At 56.0% G+C, this 24,024-nt stretch carries 26 protein-coding genes; 7 read left to right on the top strand and 19 right to left on the bottom strand.

Annotated features, from left to right (window positions below; all coding sequences use genetic code 11):
* The first annotated feature begins 114 nt into the window (after positions 1-114).
* From ftsY to EYB53_RS02765, 6 genes are all read left to right on the top strand, one after another.
* Positions 115-1,086 carry a signal recognition particle-docking protein FtsY gene (gene ftsY, locus EYB53_RS02790; RefSeq protein WP_135476500.1) on the top strand — a complete coding sequence of 324 codons (972 nt, stop codon included), beginning with the start codon at positions 115-117 and terminating at the stop codon, positions 1,084-1,086.
* A gap of 11 nt (positions 1,087-1,097) precedes the next feature.
* A complete protein-coding gene (locus EYB53_RS02785; protein WP_135476496.1) occupies positions 1,098-1,301 on the top strand; it encodes a hypothetical protein in 204 nt (67 codons plus the stop codon).
* Positions 1,294-1,722: a hypothetical protein gene (locus tag EYB53_RS02780; protein WP_254150850.1), complete on the top strand. Its 429-nt coding sequence runs from the start codon at positions 1,294-1,296 to the stop codon at positions 1,720-1,722. The genes EYB53_RS02785 and EYB53_RS02780 overlap by 8 nt, the downstream gene beginning before the upstream one ends.
* Positions 1,723-2,007: 285 nt before the next feature.
* Positions 2,008-2,514: a PadR family transcriptional regulator gene (locus EYB53_RS02775; protein ID WP_135476493.1), complete on the top strand. Its 507-nt coding sequence runs from the start codon at positions 2,008-2,010 to the stop codon at positions 2,512-2,514.
* Between the two features lie 25 nt (positions 2,515-2,539).
* Positions 2,540-3,487, top strand: a complete 948-nt coding sequence (locus EYB53_RS02770; RefSeq protein ID WP_135476491.1) for an ATP-binding cassette domain-containing protein — start codon at positions 2,540-2,542, stop codon at positions 3,485-3,487.
* Between the two features lie 11 nt (positions 3,488-3,498).
* Positions 3,499-4,254 (top strand): ABC transporter permease, encoded by a 756-nt coding sequence (locus EYB53_RS02765; RefSeq protein WP_135476489.1) that lies wholly within the window; start codon positions 3,499-3,501, stop codon positions 4,252-4,254.
* A gap of 102 nt (positions 4,255-4,356) precedes the next feature.
* Here EYB53_RS02765 and EYB53_RS02760 read toward each other — a convergent pair whose 3' ends face one another.
* From EYB53_RS02760 to EYB53_RS02670, 19 genes are all read right to left on the bottom strand, one after another.
* Entirely contained in the window at positions 4,357-4,629 is a 273-nt protein-coding gene (locus EYB53_RS02760) for a hypothetical protein (protein WP_135476487.1), read from the bottom strand.
* Between the two features lie 186 nt (positions 4,630-4,815).
* Positions 4,816-5,301: an SRPBCC family protein gene (locus tag EYB53_RS02755; protein WP_097650407.1), complete on the bottom strand. Its 486-nt coding sequence runs from the start codon at positions 5,299-5,301 to the stop codon at positions 4,816-4,818.
* A 12-nt stretch (positions 5,302-5,313) separates the two neighbouring features.
* Positions 5,314-6,492 carry an NAD(P)/FAD-dependent oxidoreductase gene (locus EYB53_RS02750; protein ID WP_135476485.1) on the bottom strand — a complete coding sequence of 393 codons (1,179 nt, stop codon included), beginning with the start codon at positions 6,490-6,492 and terminating at the stop codon, positions 5,314-5,316.
* A 222-nt stretch (positions 6,493-6,714) separates the two neighbouring features.
* The gene (locus tag EYB53_RS02745; protein ID WP_135476483.1) at positions 6,715-7,167 is read right to left on the bottom strand and encodes a hypothetical protein; all 453 of its coding nucleotides are present in this window, start codon (positions 7,165-7,167) and stop codon (positions 6,715-6,717) included.
* Positions 7,168-7,199: 32 nt separating this feature from the next.
* On the bottom strand, positions 7,200-7,514 hold the full coding sequence (locus EYB53_RS02740) for a hypothetical protein (RefSeq protein WP_097650453.1): 315 nt from the start codon (positions 7,512-7,514) through the stop codon (positions 7,200-7,202).
* A 99-nt stretch (positions 7,515-7,613) separates the two neighbouring features.
* Positions 7,614-8,534: a (bacterio)chlorophyll synthase gene (gene bchG, locus EYB53_RS02735; RefSeq protein ID WP_135476481.1), complete on the bottom strand. Its 921-nt coding sequence runs from the start codon at positions 8,532-8,534 to the stop codon at positions 7,614-7,616.
* A gap of 45 nt (positions 8,535-8,579) precedes the next feature.
* Positions 8,580-9,647: a bacteriochlorophyllide d C-20 methyltransferase BchU gene (gene bchU / locus EYB53_RS02730; RefSeq protein ID WP_205712563.1), complete on the bottom strand. Its 1,068-nt coding sequence runs from the start codon at positions 9,645-9,647 to the stop codon at positions 8,580-8,582.
* 13 nt (positions 9,648-9,660) lie between these two features.
* Positions 9,661-10,164 (bottom strand): hypothetical protein, encoded by a 504-nt coding sequence (locus EYB53_RS02725; RefSeq protein ID WP_135476479.1) that lies wholly within the window; start codon positions 10,162-10,164, stop codon positions 9,661-9,663.
* Between the two features lie 64 nt (positions 10,165-10,228).
* Entirely contained in the window at positions 10,229-10,975 is a 747-nt protein-coding gene (locus EYB53_RS02720) for an esterase/lipase family protein (RefSeq protein WP_254150849.1), read from the bottom strand.
* A gap of 106 nt (positions 10,976-11,081) precedes the next feature.
* The gene (locus tag EYB53_RS02715) at positions 11,082-11,915 is read right to left on the bottom strand and encodes a hypothetical protein (protein ID WP_135476477.1); all 834 of its coding nucleotides are present in this window, start codon (positions 11,913-11,915) and stop codon (positions 11,082-11,084) included.
* 41 nt (positions 11,916-11,956) lie between these two features.
* Complete coding sequence (locus EYB53_RS02710) at positions 11,957-12,841, bottom strand: hypothetical protein (protein ID WP_135476475.1); 885 nt, start codon at positions 12,839-12,841, stop codon at positions 11,957-11,959.
* Positions 12,842-12,917: 76 nt separating this feature from the next.
* Positions 12,918-13,925 (bottom strand): alpha/beta fold hydrolase, encoded by a 1,008-nt coding sequence (locus tag EYB53_RS02705; RefSeq protein WP_135476473.1) that lies wholly within the window; start codon positions 13,923-13,925, stop codon positions 12,918-12,920.
* A gap of 25 nt (positions 13,926-13,950) precedes the next feature.
* A complete protein-coding gene (locus EYB53_RS02700) occupies positions 13,951-15,060 on the bottom strand; it encodes an ArsA family ATPase (protein ID WP_135476471.1) in 1,110 nt (369 codons plus the stop codon).
* Between the two features lie 2 nt (positions 15,061-15,062).
* Positions 15,063-16,307, bottom strand: a complete 1,245-nt coding sequence (locus tag EYB53_RS02695; protein WP_129671968.1) for an ArsA family ATPase — start codon at positions 16,305-16,307, stop codon at positions 15,063-15,065.
* A 159-nt stretch (positions 16,308-16,466) separates the two neighbouring features.
* Entirely contained in the window at positions 16,467-17,960 is a 1,494-nt protein-coding gene (locus EYB53_RS02690) for a hypothetical protein (protein ID WP_135476469.1), read from the bottom strand.
* 66 nt (positions 17,961-18,026) lie between these two features.
* Positions 18,027-19,301 (bottom strand): hypothetical protein, encoded by a 1,275-nt coding sequence (locus tag EYB53_RS02685; protein WP_135476467.1) that lies wholly within the window; start codon positions 19,299-19,301, stop codon positions 18,027-18,029.
* Between the two features lie 81 nt (positions 19,302-19,382).
* A complete protein-coding gene (locus EYB53_RS02680; protein ID WP_097650419.1) occupies positions 19,383-19,625 on the bottom strand; it encodes a bacteriochlorophyll c-binding family protein in 243 nt (80 codons plus the stop codon).
* Between the two features lie 127 nt (positions 19,626-19,752).
* On the bottom strand, positions 19,753-20,952 hold the full coding sequence (locus EYB53_RS02675) for an ArsA family ATPase (protein WP_135476465.1): 1,200 nt from the start codon (positions 20,950-20,952) through the stop codon (positions 19,753-19,755).
* Between the two features lie 493 nt (positions 20,953-21,445).
* Positions 21,446-22,399: a choice-of-anchor Y domain-containing protein gene (locus tag EYB53_RS02670; protein WP_135476463.1), complete on the bottom strand. Its 954-nt coding sequence runs from the start codon at positions 22,397-22,399 to the stop codon at positions 21,446-21,448.
* A gap of 467 nt (positions 22,400-22,866) precedes the next feature.
* Here EYB53_RS02670 and EYB53_RS02665 point away from each other — a divergent pair, with 467 nt between their 5' ends.
* On the top strand, positions 22,867-23,781 hold the full coding sequence (locus EYB53_RS02665) for a DUF1338 domain-containing protein (protein WP_135476460.1): 915 nt from the start codon (positions 22,867-22,869) through the stop codon (positions 23,779-23,781).
* Positions 23,782-24,024 lie beyond the last annotated feature (243 nt).

The following is a 24,024-nucleotide window of genomic DNA, read 5'->3' as shown; positions in this document are numbered from 1 at the left end:
AGGATCGTGCTCGGCAAGTTCTGACTCCAAGTTCGCCACCCACACTTCGCTGAAAGGCGCTATAATTTGCTGTAGAATGTTCTTAAATTACCAATAAGGATCAATACAGAGCCTATGTTCAAACGCTTATTTGGGCGCGGACAGGATGCGCCACGCACAGAAGAAGAAGCTAAAGTTGAAGAGGAACAGGTTACACAGAGTCTCGAAAAATCCCGTCAGGGGATTTTCGGGCGCATCGCGCAGATGTTTGCGACCGATGATCCGGTGACCGAAGAACTCTGGGATGAACTGGAAGAAGCGTTGATTCAAGGCGATGTCGGCCTCGAAACAACCCAGTATCTCGTCAATCGTACCAAAGACCGCGTCAACCGCTATGGCACCAAAAAGGCGAGCGAGGCCCGCGATATGCTCAAGGCCGAGATGGTGCGCGTCTTCCAGGATCAGGTGCGCCCCCAATCCGCCACGACACCCACACCATTTGTCATCCTCGTCGTTGGCGTCAATGGGGCTGGCAAAACCACGCTGATCGCCAAGCTCGCCCATCGCATGAAATATCGCTTTGGCAAGAGCATCCTGTTAGCCGCAGGCGATACCTTTCGCGCTGCCGCCACTGAACAACTTGAGACATGGGCCGAACGCGCTGGTGTGCCCTGCGTTAGCCTTGGGCAAGGGGCCGACTCGTCGGCAGTCGTCTTTAAGGCGATTGATGCGGCGCTCGAACAGCAAGTTGATGTGCTTATCATTGATACCGCAGGCCGTCTGCAAGCCAAGTTCAATCTGATGCAAGAACTTGAAAAGATGCGCAATATTATTGCTCGCAAGATCCCCGACGCCCCCCACGAGGTGTTGCTCGTGATCGATGCGACAACCGGCCAAAATGGGGTCTTGCAAGCCAAGGCGTTCCTCAAGTCTGCCGGGGTCACCGATGTGGCCGTTAGCAAGATGGACGGTACCGCCAAGGGGGGGATCGCGTTCGCCATTGCGCAGGATATCGAACGACCGATTCGTTATCTCGGTACCGGCGAAAAGATGTCTGACTTGGCCCTCTTTGATGCTCAGACGTTTGTTGATGCGCTCTTTACCTGAAAGGGATCGCTGTGAACGTCGAATTTGTCACATGCCCAACCTGCAAACAGAAGCTTGCCCTGCAGAAGTATATTACGCCAGGGTCGCTTGTCGTTTGCGCGAATCCCCGTTGCGGCACGAGCCTTCGCATCATCCGTCGTCGCCCCCTCCAGGTTGAGCCGGTGCCCGAGGCTGAAACCTATCACGTTGATTATCGGCCCGAGTCGTATGGCTAAACAACGCCGCTCCCTCCGGTACTTCACCTGGTTGCACCGGCTCGCCACAACTGTCGCGCTGCTCCTGTTGACTGGATGCCTCTTGATCAGTGGTGAAACAACGATGATTGACTTGCAAGATGGCAGTGGCAATCTCTTGACAACCTTTGTCGGTGCGGAAGGGCAGCAAGAACGAACCCTTGATGTGGGCCTGCCCGCAACGGAATTACAGGTGATCGTCATCGTTGGTGTCGAGTCGGGCGATCTGACCCTGTCCCTGCTCCAACCCGAAGGATCGGTTGTCTTCGCCGTCGCCGCCCGCCCCGATCTCCAAGTCACGCGCTCCGGCTCTGTCCGTACCAATGAACGCGGCCAGTTGCGCTATACCGTCAATGCCGCTGCGGCCCGCAATGGGTCGTATCAGATCTTTGTGCAACCATGAGCGCACATCCTCTCGGAGTGCCGACTTCAGTCGGCTTCTAGCTCAGCCGCCTGAAGTCGGGACTCCTGTGACACCCACTCACGAGGGTAACTGTTCACACTTCTCCTGGGAGCGAGGGTGTCCCGCCCTCGAAAGCATTCCAAGGGCGGGACGCCCTCGCTCCCAGGCTTGCCGGTCACCCCACATGGGAACACGTACTCACGAGGTGAGATTTGACAGCGCGATCTTTTTTCGTTATACTCAAATCTGACTATTTCGGTTAGCCAACCAGTGCAGGCCAGACGAATGCCAGATCACAGCGAACGCCAGCTTTTGCTCCTTGGTCTCCTGCGCCGTCAAGAGATGCACGGCTACCAGATCAACGAGTTTATTGACGAGCAGATGGCGTTCTGTGTTGACCTCAAACGTTCAACAGCCTACTATCTGCTTGAGCGTCTGCGCCACGAAGGGTATGTTACCGAAGAGACCGAGCGCACCGGCAACCGCCCCGAACGACGCGTGTATCGCATTACCCCCGCCGGTGAAACCCATTTTCAAGCCCTGCTACGCACCAATCTTGCCACCTATACCCCTCCAACCTATGCCAATGATATTGGCCTGATCTTTCACCATCATCTCCCCCCTGCCGAGGTGCGTACCTTGCTTGAAACACGCCGCCAGAATATCCTGGCCCATCAGCAGAAACTCAAAAGCCTTGAGACGATCCTCCCCGCCGATCATCTTGCCATCATCCGCCATCATCTGATCCACGTTGCGGCTGAACTTGCTTGGATCGAAGAGCAGCTCACCTAGCTAGCTCCAACATACTACGAACCCTATGACAACATTTGCGATTGAAGCCCACGGACTTGTCAAGCGCTATGGTGATCTGACAGCGGTGGCTGGGATTGATCTGGCGGTGCCCCGCGGCAGCATCTATGCGATGCTCGGGCCAAATGGGGCCGGCAAAACAACGACGATCAACATGCTGACGACGCTCATTGTCCCAACGGCTGGCTCTGCCTCTGTTGCTGGGTATGATGTTGTGCGCGCGGCCAACCAGGTACGCACACGGATCGGGGTGACCTTTCAAGATATTGTGGTGGATCAGGATCTCACCGGTCGCGAAGTTCTTGATATCCACGGACGGCTCTACCGCCAACCAACCGCCGTACGCCAGCGCCGCATCAGCGAACTGGTTGAGTTGGTGCAACTCACTGATGCCATTGACCGCCGTGTCCGCACGTACTCAGGGGGGATGAAGCGCCGCCTCGAACTCGCCCGTGGCCTGATGACCGATCCTGAGATCCTCTTTCTCGATGAACCAACCCAGGGTCTCGATCCACAGAACCGCGTTGGCATCTGGAATTATATTCGCGACCTGAATCAGACCCGCGATCTGACCCTCTTGCTCACGACCCACTATATGGACGAGGCCGAAGCACTGGCGGCACGGGTCGGCATCGTTGACAAGGGGCGACTGGTAGTTGAAGATGCGCCCGCTACGCTCGTGAGTAACCTGGGCGCCGATGTGATCAGGGTACGGGGGCAGGGCGAACGAGATCAGTTTGTTGCCCACCTGAAGAGCGTGCCTTTTGTGATCCGGGTTGACCTTGACACTCTGGGCGAATTTGTGCTGGTCTATGTCGATAGTGGCAGTCGTCGTCTCGCCGAAATCGTGGCGAGCGCAGGTGCCAATCATTTTCAGATCGATGATGTCACCGTCGCCCGGCCCTCGCTGGGCGACGTGTTCCTCCACCATACGGGCAATGCCCTGCGCGATTGAAAGACCACACTATGTACGCAACCTATGTCATCTGGAACAAGCACATGGTCAAGTTCCTCCGCAACCGCGAGGAACTGCTCGGGCTCGCCTTGCAGTCCGTACTCTGGGTCGTCCTCTTTGGGGTAGGCATGCGTGGACTGATCAGCGAGATTGAGGGTCGCGATTATATGTCCTACATCCTGCCGGGCATTCTGGCGCTGAGTGTGCTCGGCGGGGCGGTCGGTGGGGGCATGGTGATGCTCGACGAACGGCTGCGTGGCATTCTGAAGGAGTATCTCGCTGCCCCGATCCCGCGCCTCAGCATCTTGCTCGGCAGTGCAACGAGTACCGCAACCAAAGCCCTCTTTCAGGCTGTGCTCATGTTGGTGGTTGGGATCTTGATGGGCGCACGTCTCGCGCTCAACCCCGCCGGGTGGCTCGTCTCACTGATCCTGCTCGGGCTCTTTGCGCTGGGCTTCAGCGGCATTGCGCTCGCCGTTGCTGCAGTTTCACGTTCGATTGCGGGCTACCATGGCATGATCTTTCTCTTCAACCTGCCCTTGCTCTTTGCCTCGAACGCGCTCTATCCCCTTGCCGTCTTGCCAGGCTGGATGCAAGCCATTGTCTTGCTCAATCCAACGACCTACCTGATCGACGCTATCCGCACCCTTGCCTTTGGCACAACCGCAACCCTGCCGCTGACCCTCAGCATCGCCGTAGTCACGCTCTTTGCCATCCTCGGTACCTGGCTAGCCCTCTCGATGTTCCAACGCACCATCCGCAGCTAGCCACCATACGTTGCAGATCAAACGGGTTGTTTGACGCAACAACACAAAAGCGCAAAGGTACGCATAGAGTTGCATCAAACCTTTGCGCCTTTGCGTCAATCCTTAGTGCTGCAACTGCTCCTGTTCAGACTCAAGCTCAGCCAGTTTACGCTGATATTCGCGACGTTGCAGGAACTTGAGGGTTCCAAGGCAAGCTGCGCCAGCAATAGCAATCCCAGGCCAGACCATCCACTCGGCATGGGCTTTGATGCTATAGATAAAGATGGCCGTAAAAAGAGCCGCAAAGACCATCCCGGCCACGATAAAACTCTCAAAGCCTGGACTATTCAAATAGACTTCATCACGTGTACTAAAACGGCGCTGTTGCTGTGCCATGCCGCTACCTTTCCTGACGAGGATCGTCTCACAAGCCCACAACATATGCCGTCATCCTAGCATGTTCTGGTGTAGTAGAATAGTTGAAAAGCTGTTACAGAAAGACAACCTTACCCAACGCCTCAGGGCATAACAAACGGGGCACTGGACTCAGCCACTGCCCCGTCAAGCGAGCCTCGCGACACGTTATTCCTCAACCACAATCCGCTGGGGGCCACGCCCATCTGACGAACGTCCAGAGGCCGGCCCTTCGATCAACTCACGGAGGCGGAAGAGTTGCACCCGCATATCCAGATCCGCCACGAAGCGCCCCAGGCCCAGCACAAACACCCGCAGGCCCTCATTCGCCACTTCATATTCAACCCGGTTCTGCACCACCACCCGCGAGCCATCGGCAAACCAGCGCCACAACTCTTGACCTTCCCAGAGGCCATTGATCTTCATCAAAATATGTTCACGGTCACGTTCGACCACAGTATAATCAGACCCTGCCAACCCCAATGAGACCAGGCGCATCTTGTGGACACTGCCGAGACTCATCAAGTCACCCTCAATAGGTTGAAGTTGCACCAGCGGTGAACGCCACTGCGCCATCAAGGCTGGCTCGGTCAAATGGCGTTCAACAACATCTGGTGTTGTCGTAATCGAGACCCACTCTTCTTGCACAATCATAGCCAAAACTCCTCACAACGACGGACTCTCAATCGACGCACGGTAATACTGCTCAATTCCTTTTTTGAGCAGAATAAGCGGGTAGCCTCTAGCGGGAAGACCGAGGGGGCTACCAACAGCATCTTTGGGACCCAACGAGACCAGTTCACCAAGTTTGAGCGGCTCATAGGAACGGGGGGCTCGTCCCATCACCTCGGCAAGCAAGGACTCGGCCATATGCTCACCCTGGCGCATCGCATAACTTGCCGTAGACGGCACCATGCTACCCGAACCATCGGGAATCGCGGCACAATCGCCCATAGCAAAGACCAGCGCCTGGTCGTGAACCCGCATATACCGATCAACCAGAACCCGCCCAATTTCATCAACAACAAACCCCGAGTTCGCGAATAGCGCCGGGGCACGAATGCCTCCAGCCCAGACCAGGGTGGCTGCACGCAAGATACGCCCATCATTGACCCGCAACAAACGCGGCTCAACACTGGTCACACTGGTATCAAGGTAAATGCTTACCCCCAACTGATCGAGCACTCGCGCAGCCTCAAGCGAGGAAGAACGCTCAAAATGCTCGAGCAAACGAGGATTACGGTGCAGCAGCGCAATGCGCGCCTGCCCGCGTGGTGCCCCTGTTCGTTGACAAAGCTCACTCACCCAGCCGGCGAGTTCACCCGAAAATTGGCACCCGGTATAGCCACCGCCAACCACAGCCGTCGTCATCAAGATCCGCTGCTCCACCGGATCATTCGTACGAGCGGCCGCCTCGAACTGAGCAATCAGATGGTCACGAAGGCGCACTGCGTGCTGATAGGTACGCAGGGGAAGCGTATGCTCACGCGCCCCGGGCACATCACGAAAATCAGTCTCGGCCCCCAGCGCAAGGACTAGTCGATCATACGGCAAGACCCGTCCATCATCAAACTGCACCTCACGCTGATCAGGCACGACGAGCTTGACATGGCCCTGCACGAACTCAACGCTCGTCGTGCGCAACAATGGAGTGAGCTCATAGATCGCCTTTTCTTGAGGCGATCTGTCGGTAGCCGTAAGATGCAGAATCTGTACTATTTGATGGTACGAAAACTGATCAACCAGAACAACCTTGTCGTCGCGTCCACGCTCACGGAGCATCTGATCAAGATCGAGCGCGGTTCGTAAACCGGCATAACCGGCACCTAGAATGATGATTTGCATACCAATAGCATACCATGATTTTGAAAAATCAATGCACGGATTCGCAGCCTTCGCGACGCTCATGACGACAACAAGGGCGGCTCACCAGCCGCCCCCAATCCAGGCCCATTGTCATCTGGCCCCAACCACGCAGCGAGGCTAGTTCCTCACTGCGCGAAGTGATGCTGCCTGTTCAGCAATGTAAGCAAACAGCATCACCTCAGGGGAACGACCATCGTCATATCAGGCCGAGGGCGTCGTCGGGGGTTTTTCAACCCACTCATCCACCTTCGCTGCCGTGCGCTCGACGCCATCGGCAGCACGGTTAGCCGCACGACCGACACTGGCCCCAAACTCATCAGCAGCCTTCGCCAGACGCTCGGTAAACGCACGGGCACGCTCACCGATCCGGTCAGGGCTTGGCAAATTTGGCAAATTGAACGTCGGAGCCGGACCGGTGAAAATGTCATCCACCACTCGCTCCGAGACATTCGCCAGTTCTTTGGGGAGCACAACGACCGCACGGGCCACTTCAACCATCGCCCGACGTACCCGGCGGCGTGAGCCACGGGGCAAGAGCACCAGCGGTGCCGAAGCGATCGTCAGACCGATGCGTGCCGCAGCTCCTACGAATGCCGCGCCCATCTCGAACACACCATCACGCTCTGTGCGGACTACGCTTGTTTGTTCGCTCATATGCGTCACTCCTTCTATCGTCTTCAGACCGCTTACCCAGCAACGAGTTCATCCTTCGGCGCTTGCTTGGCCGGAGCATCCTCACCCTGAGCGGCCCACTCCTCAATAGCCTCGCCTGCGATATCAGCAAAATCTTTGGGCAGGCTGGCGAACGCGTACATCAACTCCTTGGAGGCATTGCGCATATGCTGTCGGCTCTCGCTGGGGAGCAAGGCAAACGGCAGCGTGACCAGCGAAAAGCCGAACCGCACGATCCCGCCACCAAACTCAACTGCCGACTCCATCGCGCTGTCATTCCGCTGTGGGCGGACGCTACGCACTCTCACTTCACCTGTGGTTTCCGACATGTTTTCCTCCCTTGTGCTCTTACCGATTACAGATGCGATGGAAGCCTCTGATACCATTCATCAGTCCATCTTCCACCGAGCAGCAACTGCCATCTGCAATCACCGAAAGTAGCCGCCGACCATAAAGCCCGACAAGAACTGGATAATCGCTACGAACGGATTGCTCGCAAGCAAATACCGCACATAGTTCTTCTGCGATGGATCCTGATAGAGTTTAATTTGATTATAAATCGGGACAACGATTGACAATCCAATAAACACGGCGATAGCGTAGTAACCCCACACAATCGCCAGAACCATCAGCAGCGCCTGTGACAGATTAATTGTCACATAGGCGACCAGTAACGTTTTATGCACCCCAATTGCCACCGCTAGCGATTGCAGCCCATGCTGCCGATCACCCTCAACGCTCTTAATGTCGTTGAGAAAGAGCAAACCTGCGGCGAGTGCGCCGTTGATCCACGCCACAACCACACTCTCCCAGGTGAGCGGGGCAAAAATAAGATGCCCTGCCAGCCAACTCATACTGACATAGCCCAACCCGACCGCAGGCGGGCCAAGCCAGAAATGTTTTTTGAGTTTGATTGGCGGCATACTATAAACGACCGACAAAACCAACCCACCGAGGGCCAGCAAGACGATCCAGAGATTTTGAAAGACAAACGAGACAACTAGCGTCGCTGTTGCTAAAAACATCCAGTTCAGGCGAGCCTCATTGAGCGTGACAAGCCCGGCTGGAATGGGACGTTCAGGATCATTAATGGCATCCAGGTGACGATCATAGTAATCATTGATGCTCTGGCTAAATCCCGTCCCGAGCGGCCCAGTCATCAATGCCCCTAGCATGACAAGCGCCCAGTGTTGCACATTTGTCCACTGAAAACCAATCAATGGGCCGGATGCCAGGGCACCACAGATCGTAACAATCGAAGGCGAGATCCACGTCACCGGATCAGCCAGATCAATATGAGCCCTGATCTTTTTGCCGAGTGGCACCTGTTTTTCAGAAGTAGAGAGCATTTTAACACTCAGATATGGTCGCTTGCACACGATAAGCGTACGCAATCAGACTTTCACCGCCTGATAGAGCACATGATCATAGCCTTCGGCAAACGTCACCTGATCGAACCCGATTTCCCGCAGCAAATCGGGATAGATGGCGTGATCTTTGAATTCGAGTACCGAGAAGTTCATGCCGATCCCACAGAGATAATGGGTGAGATAGTCATAATTCGGTTTGTTGCGATCACTAATAATCATATCAAGGACGAGCACGCGCCCACCCGGTTCCAGGGCTTCATAGGCCTTTTGCAGCAGCATTGTGCAGAATTGCCGATTCATCGGGTAGAGAATCCGTGCAAAAAGCACCGCATCAGCTTTGGGATAGGGATCGCGATACATATCGATCGCAATTGGTTTGATCCGCCCCTCAAACCCGCGCTCCTTTGCATTCTCACGCACCAGATCAAGCGCGCTCGGCAAATTGATCAGGGTTACCTGCAACTCTGGGTATTTATCACACAACGAAGTCGCAATATCACCAATGCCACCGCCAACATCAGTCAATGCTTTGACCCCATGCAATTCCGCATGATCACGCAGGAATTTCTGCACAAAGTGGATATTGCTGCGATGGATGGTTTCATAAAAGATACTATCTTCGCGGGTACGAGGCGGATGAGGCACATGACTGGTAAAGTCCATCTTGCCACGGGTCACATCAGCCAGACTGGAATAGTAGGTCTGGATCAAGTCAGTCATATAGCTGACAAAGGGCAGCATCGTCATATTGCGATGTTGCTCGGGGTTCGTAAAGAACTGCTCGGCAAATGGGGTAAGCGCCCAGATCCCTTCGTGCAGGTGCGCCAGGCCAATCTGTTCCATGGTGATCAACAACCGCTCAAGACGCATCGGGACACTGCCCGTTGCTTTTGCCAGCGTCTCAACCTCCTGAGGCCCACTCGCCATCGCCTCGAACAAACCAAGATCATACGCCGCTTTGATCACAAAGAAGTCAACGGTGCCTTTGAAGACCATATCATAGGCCCGTTCCATAGAACAGTAGAGTTCAGCATCATCGCTCATACAGCGACAATTCGGAAAACAACGAAACTGTGCCTCCGCACTGGTCATGTTTGTGGTCTTTCTACTCACTTAACGGTTGCGAACCTTCAACAGGCTCTTCACTAATGCGATTGAGCAGTGGCTGGGCAAAGATCGGAATATAACTGAGCCACCAACTAATGTAGCCAACCCAGGCAAACGCCCGATGGATCTGTCGCCGCCTGGGATCACTCCCAAGTTGTGGCCCCCAACGATGACCCGTGATCATCGCACCAACCATGCCAATGGTTGGTAGTGGGCCGGTAATCATAAAATAGATCTTCAGCCACCGGGGCTGATGCTGCCCCCCAAAATTCTCTTCGCGAAAGAGCCTTCCAATTCCCACGATGGCAACCATCGCGTTCATCACCCAGTCAAGCACGTGTGCGAGATTCGCCAATCGTGTACGTTGTGCGGCGCGCTCGGCTTGATGCTCCTGTGCTTCAAGTCGACAGAGCCGGAGTACGGCGGTATAACATACAAGTGAGATACCACTGACCAGGGCCATTGCATACAGAATTTGTCGGTCACTTAGCCTTTTGAACATGCAATTGTATTATAGTACAAAACGAGCAAGTCCTGGTCAATATTTTTGACCAGTTCTTGCGACCCTACCCATGCGCAAGACCGCTCAGCAGTGCTGACTGGCTACCAGGCACCGTCTCATCAAGACTACTGCCCTCCCACCAGGCCAACACGACATCGCGTGCGCCATACCATGTCCGTGGAGCATTGTAGGGTGCATGGCGCACACCTTCAAGCACCAGGTTATCGGCTCCTTCAAGATAACAGGCATGGGTAGGAATAATGCCATCGCCAAGCTGGTTACCATCGCCGAACGAGACTTCATACGAGCGGAAGGCAAGAATCTCTTCGGGTGTCCCCAGACGTTTGCCCTGCACACTCTGCCCAACCACCGAGGTATAACGAATATGTGGATAGTAAGCCCCCGGATAGCGACCATTGACCATTCCGGCAAACTCTTGAACCCAAATCTCATAGGTCGTATGGGCTGTTCCCAGCGTCGTCAAGGTCGCCACGTGGCGTTGACCATTGTAAACCACCCCATGGTACGGCTGGTCGCCAAGATACGCCCGAGCAACCCGACCACCGGCACTGTGTCCAATCAGGTCAATCTGCTCGGCACCTGTCTCGTGCAACGCCAGTTCAACCGTACGGGCCACAACATTCAGGATCGGCGTAAAATCAGGGTCACGCAACGCTGCCCACTGGGTTCGTCCAAAATCAGTAATATAGACAATGCGATTGTAAGGCGGTTGAGCGAGAATCCGGGCAAACCCCAGATAGTCCCCGGGCGATGAGAGCCACCCACCTACAATAACAATCGGTCTATGCATACCCTTCTCTCCTCAAGCTATGCAACACAAGGGCTACACGGTAGAGTGGGGGCCTGTGGCCCCCAATTGCATTGCACAGCACCCATTTCCGTTCCTTCAAGCGCGCTCATCGCCGCTTCTTGTTTTTTTCAGATCCACCTGGCGAGGCACTGCCCGATGTATCGGCTGGCTTGTCAGCAGCAGCAGGTGGAGGGGTGCTGCCACTTGCCTCAGGGGCAGCTTTTGCCTCGGGGGCAGCTTTTGCCTCGGGGGCTACCGAAGTTTTGTTTTGACCATTGCCATTGGCCATATTGACCTTGATACGGCGCACCGTCGGCGCACTGCTGGCCGAACTATCACCAGGCAGATTGTCAATCACGGTATCAACCGCTTCACGACCAATGCGCACCAGTTCATCCGTCTGGAAGCGTGTCCAATAGCTCCAGAAATTCCAGACATCCGTCAGGGTCGCCCGAAATTCACGGGTAAACTGCTCAAGCCCCTGAGGAGGTAGCGACCCTCGTAGATAGGTACGCACGCCATAGCCAATCGGTTGAACATAGCCTTCGAGATTGTACGAGGAACCATTGCCATTGCCGCTACCATTGCCATTGGTACGCGGGGCAGGCGGGGGTGGCGTGTTCGGCTTCCACGAGCCTTCAATCGCAAAACGCGGTGGTGTCTCTGCATTGTCAGCCGTTGGTGCCTCGCCTAAAGAGGGCGGCGTATAAGTCGCCTGGGAAGACGGCGTATAGGTCGCCTGGGGCGGCGTATAGGTCGCCTGGGGCGGCGTATAGGTCGCTTGAGGTGGCGTATAGCTGAACGACTTACGATCAGGTGGCGAATAACTGGACTGTGTGCTCACACTACTTGCCGAACCATAGCTTGTTGGCTCGCTATCAAGGTTCAGGAACTTGCGTAACCACTCCGGCATCCAGCTGTACGAATTTGAACTGGACATATGCCTGTCCTCTCAATCATAAGCGCGGTGTTCCGCGCACATTACCCCAGCGCCAGGAGCCGCCGTTTCGGTTGCATATGGGGGGCGAAGCAGAAATCAATAATCCGACCAAGGTCATCACCAGGGTAGCGTCGGTCAAGCGTGATGATCGAGTCAAGCACGTACGCGAGTTGATCAGGTTGCACCTGAGGGCCGCAGCGTACCAAGTTGCCAATCAGCTTGCGGCGCAATTCGAGGCTATAGCGCAATGTCGTCGCGGCCAATTTCCCCAGGATAGCATCGCGCAAATCGAGGTCTTCAGTAAAACGCTTCAACCAGCGTTCAAGACCAAAGCGCTCGCTCTTATCAAGGTAAAAATTGACCAGATCCGACAAGCCCGTATCACTCGTCAGGTCCATAAGCTCATCCCAGCGTTTATGAAACGGCTGACGGCTAAAAGCACTGAGAGCGGCAAGTTGGCTGATCAGATTGCTTGCCGTATAGTACGGTTCACGCTCAAATGTCCGCTCAAGGCCAGCCTCGCGCTCGGCCATCAGCGACACAGCCTCGCGGACGACTCCATCAGAAGCATCATACCCACCGCGACGGAGGTGCATCTCGTGAGCCAGTTCGTGGAGTGCAATGCCAACCGTACCATCTTCGTCCCAGCGACCGAGGCTCACAAACGAACCACTGCGTGGCGAAAAACTGCCACTATCTGTCCAGGGGCCACTTGGCTTGCCACTATCAAGCGCCTCAAAGGTGAGTCTCTCATTGAGAATATCACTTGCCAGATCAGCCCCCCACATGGCACCGGCAAGGCGCCGCACCTTGCGGGCCATCTGTGCAGGCCGATAGCGGTACTCGCCCACCATCAATACCTGATCGCCGGCTTGCTCCATCGTGATCACGGCTTGCTGACCATTTGCTCGAAGCAGTAGCTGCATATGACTTCCTCGTTGGCACTTTCCAGTTTCTGAGACACCTCAGCTGGGCTGAGATGCCGTGAGTTGCAATCCAAAACTATTCGCGCACACCCCGTAAAAAGAGGCGCTGGATCTGAATAACCTGTTCGGGCAGTTCAAAAAGGATCAGATGCCCACAACGTGGTACCTCTAGATACTGTCCATTGGGGGCGAGTTGCATCAACTTACGCCCACCCTGAGGGCGCATAATCGGATCGCCTGAACCTGCCACGAGCAACGTAGGATGGTAAACCCGGGCCATCTGCGCGGCGACCGCTTCGAGGATCTCACGTCGGGCCAATTCTTCAGCCGAGACACGCACCGCCGCAGGATCACAGCAGCGGAGACTCAGCGTCGCCAGCTTGACATCACTCACCAGCGCGGTATTCTTTGACAGCACGACGAGCGCATAGATATAAGGGATCCACCAGAGACCACGGCGCTCGATCGGGCGCAGCACCGTATTAAAGACGGTATCGAGCATGCCGGGGATGAGGGCCGAAGCTACCCGATTATAAGAAATCAGACTAAAATTAAAGAAGGTCAGCGAGCGAACCCGATCAGGATTTGTATCGGCGTAATGCAGAGCCACGAAGGCCCCGAGCGAGAAAGCCGACACATGGTGGGGCGGCAACTGCAGTGCATCAGCAAGGGCACGCAGGTCATTGCTAAATCCGGCGACCGTATAATCACGGCGCGGATCGCTATCGGAAAAACCATGACCCTTGAGATCATAGCAAATCACCCGATAGCCAACTGAAGCCAAGGGGTCAATAATATGATGCCACCAGTACGAAGAGCAATCCCAGCCGTGAATGAGCACCAGCGGTTCGCCATCGCGTGGCCCGACATCCATATAATGATGCACAACCCCATTCAACTCAACAAAGTTCGCCCGACTCATCAGATATGCTTCGGCTTCGAGGCGTCGACGCTCGCGGGCACTCAACTTACCTGCGAGTTTCGTTGCGACCTCTTCCCGATAGGTGATATATTTTGCCGTTGGCGCGGGGGGGATCCCTGTGCCCAACCTTGTTGCTGACTGGCGGGTCTCTTCGTTCAACATCGCTACTTCTCCAGAGGGCAAACGCTCACTCAACCCAAAGCCGAAGCACTTCATCGGCATCGACTTTGGCACGCAAACGGCCACCACTCGCAATCCCAGGCAGCAGCACGTGGCGGCGCAACTGACCAAGGCGAACCACAACTTCTTCGCTTGCCAGCGCAATATCCAACTCTTTCGAGTCGAGGAAGGGGATATGCAACTTCACTTCGCGGTCGCCTGCGGATTCACGGGGCGACTTTGCGGGGTCAAAGACTTCGCCATCATGATAGAGCGCGGCCCCGCGCAGAGCCCAATCATCACGATTAGCAGAGCTTGAAACGAGCGGATGGATACGCAAGTGTGGGCGAGCCTTGCTTGTCTCGGGTGAAAATTCGAGGCGCGTCGCATCACTAACCGTCGAAGGCTCGCCTGAAACGAGCAACTCATCACTTGCGAGCCCATAGAGGCCGAGGGCCGTCAGCATCGTACGGGTAGGAGGAAGCACCAGTTCGTCACTCGTTGCCACCAACCGTACTCGGGTACCGGTCGCGGCATCAAGGCGAGCACGTTGCACTTCAAGCTCAACGCGCAGATCCTGGAGGGGCGCGACCGCATTGGGGCCAAGCAAAGCGGCAGGAATAAACGCCGCCTCTTGAGAGGTACGCGAACGTCCGGCACCACGGTCAAGCCCAAAGATCAAGCGGGTCAGCCAGCGCAACACATCGGGCAGCGTCATCGCCCGCACGAGGCCTTCGGGAGACGGGCCATCGAGCACCACCAGATCAAAGCGCCCGGACTGGCGGGCTTTTTCTGCGATCAGCAACCCTGCGATCGCATCCATACCGGGGAACGAAGGCAGTTCTTCGGGGCCAAGCTCGCGCAATTTCGCTGCGGGGCCACTACGCAACGACGGACGTACATCGTCCCAGCGCGCCCCGAGCTCACTGAGCGCATTGATTTCCAGCGCAGCCAGCTTCGCTTCCAACTCCATCGGACGTGATCCCAGGCTCTGACCAAGCAATGAACCAAGCACATGCCCCGGCCCAACCGAAGCAAGCAGGACACGCTGCCCACGACGAGCCGCATGGCAAGCCGAGGCGATGGCGGCAGTACTCTGCAAGATCTGGCTAAAGCCGGAGAAGATCAATAACTTCATGATTATGCTGCCTCAACCCGTAACTTATCGGGTTCTTCTTCAATGGGGAGACCAGCCTCATCACCGGTACCCTCGCAGAACTCCAAACGCAACACACCCTCTTCATAGCGATGGTTACCCATGGTGCATGAATACAGGATGCGCGGCAACGCAATAGTACGTTGCACTCGGCCGATCGACACAGCGAGATCCGGCCCACTACGCACCAAATCAACCGCTTCTTCCTCATTGATAAACGGCAACTTCATACAGAGGTCATACCGTCCCGGCTCACCCTCTTCACTCCACTGTTCAAGCCAGATCGGGCGCTCATCAAAGAGCAGCGCCCCTGGATCGTGCTCACCAAACGTGGCCCGCCCGATAGCTTCAAGGGCCGGCATCCCAATCGGCTCACCCTCTTGCAAAACAGTACGGAAGATAGGGGTAGGCATAAAGCTATCATCAATATCTTGCAGATAGCCTCGCTGGAGGCTCACCCAATAATCAAAATAGGGGCCAAGGTCAGCGCGAAGGGGCAAGATCTTATTGACCATAATCGCGTCAACCATCAAGCCATAGAGATTCAAGAACGTATAGGCCCGGCGAGTCTCAAGGAGCGGCAGCTTCTCGGGATTGAGCACCAGGCGCACCGAAATCTCAGGACTCAGCAAGAAATTCGCGAGCTTATCCATTCGTTCCAGCAACGACCCGACCTCATTGAAGAAACGGTCATCGGGGAGATCGCGTTTAAAGGGGCGCGCAAAATTCGCCAGGCCACGATAAACCCGAAAGAACTTCTTACCGGCATCGCCACCGATAATCATCTCGGGATACGCCAAGAGGCGCAGGGTATTGCCTGTCGGAGCCGTATCAAGCACGATCGCGTCCCAGCGCCCACTCTCAGCCTCAGTCATCATCCGTTGGAGGGCAAGGATCTCATCGAGGCCAGGTTGATTCGCCAGTTCCGCAGCGGTCGAGCGATCAATGCCCCGGTTCGAATAGGTTGAGGCCACAAACTGTTGAAAGCCACCCAGATTATGGCGCCACTCATAAATTGTATCTATCTCCAGGCCATAGAGTCGGGGCGCAATCGCCGTTGGACGATCGCGGCTAATCTCGGTGCCAAGCGCATCGGCCAGCGAGTGCGCCGGATCACTAGAGAGAACGAGCGTACGCCGTCCGGTGCGAGCCAGCAAGGTAGCCGTAGCCGCTGAGATGGTGGTTTTACCGGTTCCACCTTTGCCTGAATAGATAATGACGCGCGTCATAGTGTCTCTTTGCTGGCAGAAGAGCTATGGTAGATCACCACAAACTTCTGCTCTGGTGCTTTTCCGGGGCACACACCCCAGACGCCTGCCTTCATCGTTGATACCTCGTGCCAACGAGCACATGTGGAGAGGCCAGGCCTCTCCACATGGCTTGCTTGCTCATTCATCCTCGGCGTGATGGACGCCATTGCCATTATAACTAATGACGCGTGGGCCTGCGGATTCAACCGTCTCTTGTGCATGGAGCACCCGTTCAGGGCGACCAACAGCAATGCGTCGCACAGGTGCAGCACGATTAGGATCAAGCGTTGGCGAATGATCAGCGGCAGGCTGAACCGGTTCAGCCTGAGCAGACTCCTCGCGGGCGACTGGTTGAGGGGCAGTCTCAATCCGGCGCACGCTAATCGAGCGCTTCACCGGCTCGGGGCGTTGCGGGTCGAGGTGATCGGCCTCAACTGGCGATGTACGAGGTTGTGCAACCGTTGGAGGAGGAGACATTTTCGTCTCAGGTGCAACCTGCTGAGTAGAAGGAGGCGCGCGGCGAACAGCAGCGCGAACCTGAATACGCTTCGACTGTTGCTGGTCAGCCTGTTCATCCTCAAGCGGCTCGGCGAAGCGAACGGCCGCACGCACGACTGGCGCGACCGGCGCAAACGGCCCACCCTCAGACTCTTGCTGAGAAGCGGCATAATAGAGGCCCCGCATCGCATTGCGGCGGACACGCGGATCCTGGAGACCACTAACCATTTCATTTGCGCCACCCACAGCCTCGGTCGCACGACGGAGGCCGCGAGCCAGCTTACGAGGAGCTTCAAGCACCAGACGCAGCGAGCGACTGACCTCATACATACTCGGCTGTTCAGGCAAATTGGGCAACGGACCAATAGGGCCAGTCGAAGAGAGCGGCGAAACACCACTGCCAGCAGGAGCGCCGCCACGCTGACTTTCATACGCGGCAATCAGATTACCAGGCGTCGTCGGAGGAACCAGTTCACGCTGTTCTTCACCACCGCTGCCGACCTGCCACCAGCGTTTGCGGGTCTGCGTTGCCTCGGGAAGAGGTTCAGCGACAGGGGGCGGGGCCGGTTCAGGTGCCGTAAAGAATGGCTGAAGCGGCTCGTGCTCAACGACAGGGAAGGCCTCAGCAAACGCAGCGACCAATTCTTCGCCAGAAACACCGGCGATAATCTGATCACCGATCAACTCGACCATACGCGCAAAGATCGTCACATCATCGGTCGGCATATAATCGAGTGTATTGATCACCAAGCGTTCACCGCTGCCAGGATCCTCAACGGAGCCATTGACGGCAATGCGGCGTTTGCGGGCGGCAACCGGGGGCAAACGGAACGCAAGCGTCACGCGGCCGTGCCACGGATCCCAGGTTTCAGCCTCAACGACATCGACATCCTTCCACTCGAAGCTATCAACGGTATCGTTAAAAAAGCCACGAGCCCAGGTAATCACCCGACGTTCGGTAAGGGCCACAAAATCGGAGAGGGCCAAGCCACCAACACGTCGGCGGCGCTCGTCCAACAGCACACCATCGAAGAGGGCGAGGAGAATCTCGCCCTCCTCGAGCAGCCCACGGTAGCGCAATTCATCAGCGCTAGCCGCGTTCACATTGATGCCGAGATACGGGCGAGTGCTCATAGTCGCTCCCTATCTAGTCTAAATAAGCTACTAAGCGACCATCATCAACAGGTCGCAGCGAGTCCATTATGGGCGGCGGTCTTCGGGCGGGATAGCGCGATCTTCCAAACCGGCGTCACCTGAGCCACTCATAGCCGGGGTACGATGACCCTGACCAAACGTACGGGCTGTGGGCGAGGAACTAGTACGACGGCGCAAAGGAATCTCGCGATGATCAGGCGCAGCGGCAACTGATGGAGAGCGGTCGGCAAGCGGCTGACGGCGTTCCACTACCGGTTGCACGGCTTGAACCGTCTCAACAGGCGGTTCAGCAACAGGAACAACTGCATCAAGAGGAGACGTATTGCGACGACGCAACGGGATCTCGTGATAATCATTCGGCGGTGATGGCGGCGATGGTGGCACTGCAACCCCAGGAAGATCCGGTTCAGGTTGCACCTGAGCCTGCCATGCCTGAGCGGCAAAGGCAGCAGCGGCATCAGCGGTTGCCATAGGAGACGGCGGGGCACCCTGGGCATTATTATTGCGATTAAGGAACGCCATCGCCATCTGCTGGGCCGTCGGGCTACTTGAGACCGTATGCACAAGATCATTAATTGCGCGGATCGTCTCGGTCAACTCACGTAAACTATTACCATTCAAATCAAACGGAAGCGGCAAATCAGCTTCACGAATTGAACGGCGAAGGGTATCCCAGGCCGAACGAGCGAGGCGACCAGCCGCATAGATCTGACCTGGCGGCAAACTCGCAGGATCGTGGGCAAACGCAGGCGTAGGGCTCAGCGTCGGCTGAACAACCGCCGCACCGGGCCAGCGATAGGGAGTCTCATTAGGCCGTAACCCATCCACGTGCCCATAGATCTGCTCACTCAAGACCGCCATAATTTCAGGCCCAGCCTCACGCGCATCGACCCCATGGTCAGCAAGTTCACGTGCGGCAGCACTGGCGGCACGCATCAACACCAGGGCAGCCTGCAGATTCACCAGGGGCAACAGGGCCAGCGTAAACTGCTGTTCTTCCTCATCAGGTGCCGCAAACGTCATGGTGATTTGCGCGTGGAGCGGATCGAGCCCCACACCTTCAACAGACGTCAGCTCAGCGAGCGGAAACGCGCAGCAGAGATGCTGTCCATAATCACGTGCCCACAGAATCACGCGCAGGCTCGTCAACAGACAATAATCATGTAAGGTTGGCCCACTGAGTCGCTGCCCATTGGCATCAAGGATGACCCCATCGAAAGCCACGAGGATCTGCTCATCGGGCTCGACAAGATGCATCGCCTCAAGCTCAGCGAGATGGGCGGGAACTACGGTATGGCTATGGTAGAGCAAACTGATCATGAGGAAGGCCTGTAGCCGATAGTCCGTAGGCCGCGACCTGTGAAGCACACAGATCGTGGACTACGGACTACGGACAACGTGCTACCGGTTGAAGCGCGACCGAATGCGTTTCGGGCGGAAGCCTGCATCCGGAGCGGTGAAAGTACCCTCGCCGCTACCGCTGCGAGAGATACCGGGGTAGGCGTTGCGGTTGATATTCTCGACCGCTGCCGACGTGGCCTGGAGTGCATTCGACACCCACTGCCAGTGACCCTGGAACATGATGTCGCCGATTTGCGCAACTTGCGCTGACGACTCTGAGAACCAGCCTCGTGTGACGGCCATCCGTACACCTCCTGTAACCTAAACGAACACCCTGATTTATAGGCTTCGGGGCAAACGCCCCGATTGACCCCATTGTGAAGTAGCCTTGCAAGGCTCACGCCGATGATATCGGGCGTCACACCTAAACTCAGCTAGGAACACCATTAGCTGCATAGAAAGGAACAATCAACCAGTCCCCTTCCATCTCAGCCTGACCCGCCTCCTGGCCTCCGAGGCTCGTTGGCAAGGTCATGATCCGTCGGAAGTCCCCGATCTGAATGACCAGTTCATCGCCATTCTGGAAGAGATCGAGCTGACTCACATCAGCGAACGGCAACTTAATCTTGACCCGATACGAATTATCAGGCAACTTACTGATATCCATTGGTGCCTCATTATAGAGCACCGCACTCGGATCGGTATCACCATAGATGTCACGGCCCATCGCACGCAACTTCTCGAGACCAACTACCTCCTCGGGGTAGTAGGGCACGTGGCGAATGGGCAGGGGCGCGAACGAATGCTCGACGTCCTGGAGATAGCGTTGCTGGACATCTTTCCAGTGGTTGAGGTACCCACTATCCTCATTGACCGGCAAAATCTTATTCACCACGACCGTATCAACGGTCATCCCATACATCGAAAGATAGGTCAGAGCGCGCTGGCTCTCTTTAATGACCATCTTCTCAGGATTCATCACCAGACGCACCGACGTTTCGAGCGGATTAGCTAAGGTAGCGGTGACACCTTCCAGTTGCTGGAAAATATTATCCACTGCCTCGTAGACCTCAGCGGGAGCGACCATTTTGCTGAGACCAGGCGTCACCTTGCTCATTGGACGAAGAAGCGGCTTGATCAGAAACTTCTCAGCACCACGCAACATCCCGATAGCCCACTTGAACGTCTCGGGAGCCGAGAGCAGGCGAAGGGTTTCACCAGTGGGAGCACAGTCGATCACAAGGAGGTCGTAGTCACCTTCATCCTTGTGTTTCTTGATGCGAATGAGTGGAAAAGCCTCGTCCATACCGGGGAGGATACTCATCTCATCAGCCAGAATACCCTCGACACCCTGTTCAGCCATCAACTGCGAGAAGTGCTCACGCACGATACCCCAGTTTGACTCGATGTCATGATAAATGCTCACTTCGAGTGCGTCGAGTGTTGGCGTCAGACGCACAGGATCGGGGCCAAGGGGTCCTTCAAGATCCAGTGAGTCAGCAAGGCTATGGGCCGGGTCGGTACTCATCACGAGGGTGCGAAGGCCCATGTCGGCGGCCCGCAACGCTGTTGCTGCGGCGACACTTGTCTTGCCGACACCGCCTTTGCCCGTAAAGATGAGGGTTCGCATCGGTACCTTTCCAGGAGCGGGCTGCTCTGCTTATCCATTAACAGGCGGGCGAAAACATTCGGGGTAGACCATCCAGTGGCGGGCATTTTTGCTTAAATGCTAAAAACTTTGATGCCCTTTACATCTCGACTATCGCTCGGATATGCGGCAATAGTACCATGAATGTCTAGGAGTGTCAATAAAAATGACTCATATGCACCAAAGGTAAGCGATGGTTGTCGTGTGGCTACAGAGAGGAAAAATGACAACTTTTCGGTGGGAAGAGGCTTTTTCAGATCCTGAAGGGTCTGATTCTGGCCTGATCGCTTGCAAGATAATGCTCACCTATTGCTCCACCGGACTGATGATTGCTATCCCGTGGATATCATAGCACTAGTTGTATGATTTGCAACACAAGGAGTGCCACTTTCAGGGAGAGAATCTCTATACACAAGCTGGATTTTTCACAAGCATCGGGCCTGGATTTGGCAATTCTTGTTAACCAGACACCTGACTACCGGCGGAGCAACGGGATGAAGAGGCGCGATGCGGCTGGTGTCGATGAGAGCAAGGCATTGTCAAGGGCAACGTAGTGGAGGCGAACATTGGCGCCGGCAGCGCTGGTGTTGTCACCGAGAAAGATGAGGTTGGACTGGTAATAGATCAGGCGAAGCGGGTTTTCGATCGAGAGAACTGGCTCGTACCGACGCAGCGGACCAGTCAAGATGGTGGTCGCATCCGCAATGAGGCGATACTGATCGCCCTGGACGGCGAGAGTGTAGGTGAAGGGGCGGAGCATCGGCGTAAAAGGGACTGTTTCGCCTCGGGTAAAGAGCGGACCAGGATCACGTATACCGTCATTCTGGGCCCAGATCTGATCCTCCCAAAACGCCAACTCGACCCCCCAGCTCGCATTATCCAGGATGAGCAGACTAAACCCGGCCCGATCCGGACTGGCGTGTGTTTCGGCGAGCAATTCAACCGTCATGGTCAGCGTATAACCCACCGTTCTGGTCAGGATCTGTGGCTCGGCAAGGAAGCCAATGTAGCCGGCATAATCGGCGAGTTGGGTGAGGCTACGCATCGTCGTGCCACCTGCTTCGTAAAGCGTATCGGCGGCAAGCGGAGGCTGGCGGGTTGCCGCTTGATAACTAAAAAAGCCCTGATCGTCTGGTTTTTCGCCTTCGCGGGTACCATCATAGAGGATTTGCCATTGTGAAGGTGAAGGACTCGTCTGTTGTGAAAGGACAATCGTAGTGGGTGCGGGCACAATGGTCGGAACCTCGGGCGGAGATGGAGGTGTAGATTGGGTTGGGCGCACCCGGGGGACGGGCACCTCAGACGCGAGCACGGATTGCTCTGGGGACACGACGAGGTCAGGCTGATTAATCTGCGCATAAGCAAGGGTGGCCGCAAAGATGATGAGGAACAAGAGCCCCAGAGCAAGCAAGGTGATCAATCGTTGCATACACGATCCTTTCAGCATGACCATGCGTTGCCTTCAAGCGTCATTGGTCTTAGACGAATTCCCGTTGACCTACCGTAGTGTCACCCTAAGTACCAAATGGTCGGCGGGCCAGTGGTGACGCAAGAAACAGGGTGAGCGCCCATCAGACCTCACCGGTCTTGAAGATGAAGACCGGTGAGGTCTCAGGCCGGTTTTGTTTCTGAGACAAGGTTTCAGAAGGGCCGGATCAGCTTTACCCTCGACGTGGAGTGCCGACTTCAGCCGGCTGAGCGGGAAGACGCCTGAAGTCGGCACTCCGATGAGCGTCAACTGTAAAGCACCCTGAAACCATGTCTTAAGAGCAGAGCGAGATGAGCACAAGCGACAAAGGAGCATGAGAGCTTCTCTTACGGTAGAATTCAGATTATACTTGAAGGTGTCAGTTCACAGGACAGTGGCGTCCGTGACGAAAGAGGGAGAACAGTGTTATGACAACGATTGATCGATTAACCACGCTTGAGCAGGTGCTGGATGGGTTGATGCGGCGGTACCAGGAGCGCGTACCGGATGTAGGCAAGATTATTGCGGCGATGATGGCCGAAGGACTGATTACAGCACCCGAGCAGATCGAAAACGATCATATTGCCTTCCGCACCATGGGGGTGCCACAGCTTGGCATCGCGTCTCTTGAGCGCATCTTTTTACACTACGGATACGAGCGACGTGATGCGTATCATTTTGAAGGGAAGAAACTGAACGCATTTTGGTATCATCCGCCACGCGTTGATCTGCCACGCATCTTTATCTCGGAGTTGCGGGTGAGCGATCTATCGCCCGAAGCGCAGGCCATCATTCAGAGTTATACCGATGAAGTCACGCATGATCCCGTTGACGATCTTGATCTGGATGATGCCAGTCAGGTGGATGCCTTCCTGCACAAGAGTCTGTGGCACCTGCCGACATGGGCGGATTATTGTCGCCTGGCCGAAGAGAGCGAGTATGCGGCGTGGGTGATCTATAATCGATATTATCTCAACCATTTCACGGTAACGATCCACAACTTGCCGACGGGGTATGATACGATTCCGACCTTTAACGCGTTCCTTGAGCAACACGGCTTCAAGCTGAACGATGCGGGCGGCAAGGTGAAGATCAGTCCTGATGGCACCTTGTTGCAGAGTAGCACCGTGGCCGAGATGATTGAGGCGACTTTCGCGGGTGGCGAAAAACATGCCATCTCGGGGTCGTATGTCGAGTTTGCCGAACGGCGTCCGCTTGAGGCATATGCGCATCTGCCTGCGCATGAATTGCGGCGTGAGCATCGGCGCGAGGGCTTCGAGGCGGGCAATGCTGACAAGATCTTCGAGAGCACCTACAGTGATCAGACGGGGCGGCGGGGCTAGTGCGCCATCCCTCTTCGGCGGATGGCGAGCCGTCTTCTGGTAAGGGCGCAGCCCGCTGCGCCCCAACGCCCGCGAACCTATCCCTCTTCCACGGCGGGCCAGCCGTCTTCTGGTAAGGGCGCAGCCCGCTGCGCCCCAACGCCCGCGAACCTATCCCTCTTCCACGGCGGGCCAGCCGTCTTCTGGTAAGGGCGCAGCCCGCTGCGCCCCAACGCCCGCGAACCTATCCCTCTTCCACGGCGG

The sequence above is a fragment of the Candidatus Chloroploca mongolica genome, from assembly GCF_004762035.2.
In the GTDB taxonomy this organism is placed as follows: domain Bacteria; phylum Chloroflexota; class Chloroflexia; order Chloroflexales; family Chloroflexaceae; genus Chloroploca; species Chloroploca mongolica.
Note: the sequence above shows the minus strand (reverse complement) of the source record. Positions and strands in the feature narration are given on the sequence as shown.